The sequence below is a fragment of the Streptomyces sp. NPDC004609 genome (genome assembly GCF_042873655.1).
GTDB lineage: Bacteria > Actinomycetota > Actinomycetes > Streptomycetales > Streptomycetaceae > Streptomyces.
In genome coordinates this window covers 1-5,370 of the sequence record NZ_JBIALS010000085.1, presented here as the reverse complement: position 1 = coordinate 5,370, position 5,370 = coordinate 1, and the positions used below count along the sequence as shown (strand labels likewise).

Sequence of the window (5,370 nt, the reverse complement as noted above, 5' to 3'; positions counted from 1 at the left end):
CTGGACGACTACCAGGTCCGCCGCTACCCCGGCTGGCACCGCCACATGACCCTGGCCATGGCCGCCCACGCCTGCCTGACCGTCCTGCGGGCCCGCCAGCTGGACACGGAGAAAGCAGAAACGGATCCTCCCAGCTCATCCACTACAGCCTCGCCGAGATCCGACGACTGATCACCCGCCTCACCGACCGCCGCCCCACCCCGGCCGACCACATCCTGCACTGGTCGACCTGGCGCCGCAGGCGCCAGCACCAAGCCCGCCTCAGCCACTACAAACAACGAGGCCACAGCCCCTGAAAACTGCCCAACAATCAGAACAAACACCGTTGCAGTACTAGTCGCTGAATCCGCCGTCGGCCGGATCGGCCGACGGGTCGGGTGCCGGGTGCGCCAGTCGGAGGGAACGGGACCCTGGTCCCGTGTGGAGTGCTCCCGAACGGATATCCGTATGTCGCCGGTCGTCCGCGCGGAGCAGCCGGCGGACAACCCCGGCGGAACCCCCGTCGGGCCCCCACAGCACACCTACAGCAAAGGACGCACACCGTGGGCATCATCGCCTGGGTTCTCATCGGCCTCATCGCGGGCGCCATCGCCAAGGCACTCACGCCCGGCAAGGACCCGGGCGGCTGCCTCGTCACGATGCTCATCGGCATCGTCGGCGGTCTGCTCGGCGGCTGGCTCGGCAAGGTGATCTTCGACGTGCACTCCATCAACGGCTTCTTCCACCTCTCGACGTGGATCGCTGCGATCGTCGGCTCGGTGATCGTGCTTCTGCTGTACCGCCTCTTCACCGGGCAGCGTTCGCGCTGACCGCGACCGGCGCTCCGCGTCCGTCCGTAGCCGGATTCTTTGCCAGCCGTCTCCCCGGGGGCGTCGAATCCTGAGCCGACCGCGCTGCGGGCGGGCACTGCGTTCCTGAGCTGCGGCGGTCCATCTCGCTGGCACAGGTCAAAGGCGGTGTCCGCCCGCGGCTCCTGCTGGGTTCGGCTTGCTGGACCTTCAGGGGGTGGGCGGGGCCGGGGTTCGATGTCCGTGGGCGTGGCTGAGCAGATACAGCGCGGCCTGGAGGATGAGCGCGACGCGGTGTTTGGGCGGGGTGTCGACCAAACCGTGGCAGACGTCGTTGCGCAGGTTCATGCCGCGGTCGGGGTCGACGAGGAGCAGCTCTAGGGCACGGCTCCAGTCCCGGGGATACCCGGCGGCCGGCATGCTGCGGATGAGCCCGCCCATCTGGTCGACGGTCCCAGGCGACTGGACCTTGGCCACGGACACGATCGGGACTCGGGGGCGCAGGAGCTGTCTGAGGATCTGCTCGACCTGGGGCAGCGCGATGCACACCGCCGCGTCGAGTTCCCCCGGCCAGAAGTACCCGAAGGCATCGGCCAGGACCCGGGCGCGCGCCGGCGGCAGGACGGCTTCGTGGGCCAGGGCGCCGATCAGCTCGGCCTCGTCCGGTTCACAGCGCTCGTGGATGCGGTCGAGCTGCTCAGCGGCGAGGTGCCCGACGAAGTCCATCGCGAGGACCTGCAGTCCGACGATGTGGTCGTCGTCGGCTTCGACGGGCGGGGCGACCTGGATGGGGCCGACGGTGTTGATGCGCGTGCGCGGGATCCGGAGCAGACCGTCCAGTGGGCGCGCGTCGTCGGTGTCCTCGAGAACGTGAGCGAGCGCGGCTGAACCCGTACGACGGCGAGCCGGCCGGGCCGGCGCGCGCCGTCACCCGAGCGGCCCCGTCCAGCGGCGGCGGGCATGCGGGACGGGGGCCCCGCGCCTAACGTCGACAACGCACACCAGTGGCGGTGTCCGGACGGCTCTCACGCCGTTCGAGGATGCCGGTTCGGCGTGGGAGGCCGGTCAGCCATGAGACTCACCGAAGCACGCCGCCGAGGCCGGGACCGGGACCGCCCTCTGCTCGTCACCAGATGGCGTGAGACGGCGGACCGGCATCTGACCCCGCTGCAACGGTCGTTGCTGATCACGTGGATCTCCTTTGGGGTCACCTTCGGCACCGTCCGCGTCATCACGCACGGCATCCGGGGCGGCTGGCTGCCGTGGGGCAACATCTCCGCCGGTGGCGAGCACCTGCACCACTACAACATCGGCATCGCCACCCTCGCGGGCGTGGGCCTGATCGCCGTACGCGGTGACGAGCGCGCGGTGGGACACCCCGGCGTCGCGGCCGCGTACGGCTGCGGCACCGCCCTCATCTGCGACGAGTTCGCACTCCTGCTGGACCTGCAGGACGTCTACTGGGCCAAGCAGGGCCGGATCAGCGTCGACGTCTCCCTCGGAGTTCTCTCCACGCTGGGGGCCTATCTGACGGCGAAGCCGTTCTGGCACGAGATCGGCCGTATCACCCGCCACCACATCGTGGCCGCGGCCACGCGCCATGGCGCCACCGCCTGATTCACCCACCCGCCTCATTCCCGCACGCCCAACCGGAAGGGGGAGAGTTCTCCCCCAGTCCGGCGGCGAACTCTGTCCACAGGGCCGCGACCCGAGCATCGGCTTTCGAGGCCGCCGCGATCAGCGGGGCGGCCGTACGTTCAGGAGCCGACATACCCGACACCACGCCGCCCGCCCCGATGACCCCGCACGCGGCGATCAGCGCCTTCAACTACCTCCGGGCCGTGGCGGCCGGCGACACCGGTGCCGCCCGCGAGTTCGCCGGCACCGAACCGCGGATGCCCGCACTGCTCACGGATGTCGCCGAGCGGATCGTCGTCCCGGTCACCGCGCTGCCCGGCCCGGACGCGAGCGAGCCGTGCGAGGACACCTTCGCCCTGGAGGCCCTCGGGCGCGTCTTCGTGACCTCGCTGCAGATCTGGACGCAGGCCGGGCCGGACACGGCGGAGGGCATCGCCCGCGCGGTCATCGACTTCGCCGCGCAATTCCTCACCGAGGAACACGAGGACGTCGCCGACACCCTGCGCCAACTGGAGGCCGTCGGGCGTGGGCCAGGCCCTCGATGCGCACCCCGCACCGGCCAGCTCGCACCCAGTGCGCCTGACCGTCATGTAGTGCGCACCACCCGATGTCGGTGGTGCGCACCAGGTGCGGTGACGGCATCGGTGATGCGCGCACCGACACACCGCACCACCCATCGCGGTGCGCGCCACCGCCCCGCCGCACCGCGCCGGGCGCGCTCCACGACCGGGCAGGCTCCCATATCACACACCCCCTTGTCCGCGACCTGATCGACAGCCCAGACCAGCGCTGGCAAGGGGAAAGTTGCCGGATAGCGAACCTGGTCCAGGAAGGACGCGCGCCCTTCGAAACCTGGTCAAGGGGCGGGCCGACGGCGCGGCGCACCGGTGCGGTGCGGGACATCGGGTGCGCATGTGCGTGCCGGACATCGTCGGATGGTGCGCACCGGGTGCGGTGGCGGACATCGCGGTGCGCACCACGGTGGCGTCCATCGTCATCCGGCGCACCGGAGTGGAGTCCACTCGATGTCGTGCATCGCCACTGGATGCCGAGCATCTTGGGCTCCACTCGGTGGACGATGCCCGGCATGGTCACCCGCGTTGCCGATGCGGTTCTGCCGGGACCGGGGCGGGCGCGACTGCCCGGCGGCGAAGCGGCGCCGTCCGGCGTCCTGGAGCCGCCGCCGTTGCTTGCGCAGCTCCTGTTTCTTGGCCGCCTTCGACTTCGGCTTCCGGGGCCGCTTCCAGACCGGCTGCCACCCCAGGGGCTCATCGAGCTCGGGCTCCTGGTCCTGGTCCTGGTCCTCATCGAGCGCGGCGGTCATCTTCTTGGCGGCGGCGCGAGCGTGGGCAAGGGCTTCGTCAAGGCTGGGTTGTTCTTCCGGGGTGCTCACCCGACTCCTCCTGTGGCCCGGCCCGGCCCGGCGTGTGCTGGGCGTCGGGCTGCTGGGTGTGCGACGGCGGGGTCTTCGCCGGGGCGGGCTGTGGCCGGGGCCATGGGCGAGGGCACGCTCCCGGACGCCGTCCTGGAGCCTGGCGGCCATCTCGGCTACGGCCTCCAGCACACGGCGGGACTGCTCCAGAGCGGCGACGTCGGTCGTCTGCTCCCGACGGCCGCTCATCTTCCGGTCCGTATCGGAGAGCCGTGGGCGGGGCCTCGGGGTAGCGGGCACGGCGACGGTGCGCGGCCGGGTGCGGGATCCCAGGCGGTCCGCGCGGCGCACGGCGTGGACCCGGACCCTCAGTGCGTCGGCGGCGAGGCGGGCCCGCTCCTACGGGGACGCGGACCGGTTGCGGGTCAGCGGGCGCAGCACGGCCTGGTGCTCGGTGTCGCGCGGGTACAGAGCGCAGAGGTCGGCGGTCATCATCCGTCGGCCGGGCGGGTGTAGTCGTCGACGACGGTCTGCACGATCTGTTCGTCCAGGCCGGGCTGGTGGGGGCGGCCGCGCAGGGCGTCGGCGAGGTGGCGTCGGGCTTCGGCGAGCAGGTGCCGGCGGGCGAAGGCGCCGCGCATCACGTAGACCACGGCGACGGTGTCGACGGCGGCCAGCGTGATGTCGACCACCGGGCGGACTCGCGCCCACACCGCCGCGGCCGCTCCGCGAGCCGGTAGACGACACACGCGCCGAACGCCCGGATCGCCGAACGCCTCCAGCCGTCGCGCAGCTCGGACAGCGACCGCAGCATCTTGCGCTTGGGCGGGCGTGTCCGGTCGGCGGCCTGACGGTCCAGCGCGTAGGCGGCCCGCTCCCCCGGCAGGTGCCCATGCTTCTCCTCGTAGCCGGCCACCAGGTCGGGCAGCGCGTCCGCGATCTGCTGACGGCGGGTCGACTGCCAGCCGATAAGCCGCTGATCGATCCCCGCGATCTCCATGACCGGCCGCCTGCCGGGCGTCACCTCGCGCGGCTCCCAAGCCCACCCCAGCCGCGCGGACACCTCCTCCATGAACGAGAGGGTGTAGAGGGTGCCGGCCGCGACGACGTTCTCCAGCATCGAATCCGCTGACAAGTTCCCCCGCTGTAGGGTCTCGAGCTTCGTGGCATAGGCCAGCCTTCTGACCAGCAGCCTTCAGGCTGTCTCACTGTGATGGCATACCAGTCAGTCTCACGAGCGTGACATATCCTCGGGATGATGCGTTTCGCCTGTGCCGTAGAACCTGACCGGGCAAGGGGTCTACACCAGGGTGCCCGTCTGACTCTGGGGAGAACTACATGTCCGTTGACACCCGTCGGCGTTGGCAGGGCTGACGACCTGTTCTCTGGCATCAGTAGGTGCTTTCGAACCTGGAACGGCGGTTCACAAACCAGGGGTCGGGTCCCGTCTGTATCACTGCGTTCGATCGGACTGCCGGAGGGGCCTTGACCCCGAATCCTGAACACACGAGAAACTGGATCCTGAGGATCTGAGAACGGACATCTCGTGGTCATGAAGAACTACCCGCCGGA

The 5,370-nt window shown here is 70.6% G+C and carries 6 protein-coding genes and 2 pseudogenes; 5 read left to right on the top strand and 3 right to left on the bottom strand.

Annotated elements, in window-relative coordinates; all coding sequences use genetic code 11:
• Both ACFYT4_RS35915 and ACFYT4_RS35910 read left to right on the top strand, forming a co-directional pair.
• Positions 1 to 171: pseudogene (locus ACFYT4_RS35915) on the top strand (IS701 family transposase); the annotation flags it as partial.
• A 371-nt stretch (positions 172 to 542) separates the two neighbouring features.
• The gene (locus ACFYT4_RS35910) at positions 543 to 809 is read left to right on the top strand and encodes a GlsB/YeaQ/YmgE family stress response membrane protein (RefSeq protein WP_389279049.1); all 267 of its coding nucleotides are present in this window, start codon (positions 543 to 545) and stop codon (positions 807 to 809) included.
• A 189-nt stretch (positions 810 to 998) separates the two neighbouring features.
• On the opposite strand, the gene ACFYT4_RS35905 is transcribed toward ACFYT4_RS35910, so the two are convergent.
• A complete protein-coding gene (locus ACFYT4_RS35905; RefSeq protein ID WP_389279047.1) occupies positions 999 to 1,514 on the bottom strand; it encodes a DUF4209 domain-containing protein in 516 nt (171 codons plus the stop codon).
• Between ACFYT4_RS35905 and ACFYT4_RS35900 the strand changes: the two genes are divergently transcribed.
• The 3 genes from ACFYT4_RS35900 to ACFYT4_RS35890 all read left to right on the top strand — a co-directional run bounded on the left by ACFYT4_RS35900 (position 1,497) and on the right by ACFYT4_RS35890 (position 3,196).
• Positions 1,497 to 1,676 (top strand): hypothetical protein, encoded by a 180-nt coding sequence (locus tag ACFYT4_RS35900; RefSeq protein ID WP_389279044.1) that lies wholly within the window; start codon positions 1,497 to 1,499, stop codon positions 1,674 to 1,676. The genes ACFYT4_RS35905 and ACFYT4_RS35900 overlap by 18 nt on opposite strands.
• A 183-nt stretch (positions 1,677 to 1,859) precedes the next feature.
• A complete protein-coding gene (locus ACFYT4_RS35895) occupies positions 1,860 to 2,405 on the top strand; it encodes a hypothetical protein (RefSeq protein WP_389279041.1) in 546 nt (181 codons plus the stop codon).
• A gap of 179 nt (positions 2,406 to 2,584) precedes the next feature.
• Entirely contained in the window at positions 2,585 to 3,196 is a 612-nt protein-coding gene (locus tag ACFYT4_RS35890; protein WP_389279038.1) for a hypothetical protein, read from the top strand.
• A 224-nt stretch (positions 3,197 to 3,420) separates the two neighbouring features.
• Here the strand turns inward: ACFYT4_RS35890 and ACFYT4_RS35885 are convergent, their stop codons facing one another.
• A complete protein-coding gene (locus tag ACFYT4_RS35885) occupies positions 3,421 to 3,819 on the bottom strand; it encodes a hypothetical protein (protein WP_389279035.1) in 399 nt (132 codons plus the stop codon).
• A pseudogene (locus ACFYT4_RS35880) lies at positions 3,788 to 4,939 on the bottom strand (relaxase domain-containing protein); the annotation flags it as partial. The gene ACFYT4_RS35885 and the pseudogene ACFYT4_RS35880, both read right to left, overlap by 32 nt.
• Between the last annotated feature and the right edge of the window lie 431 nt (positions 4,940 to 5,370).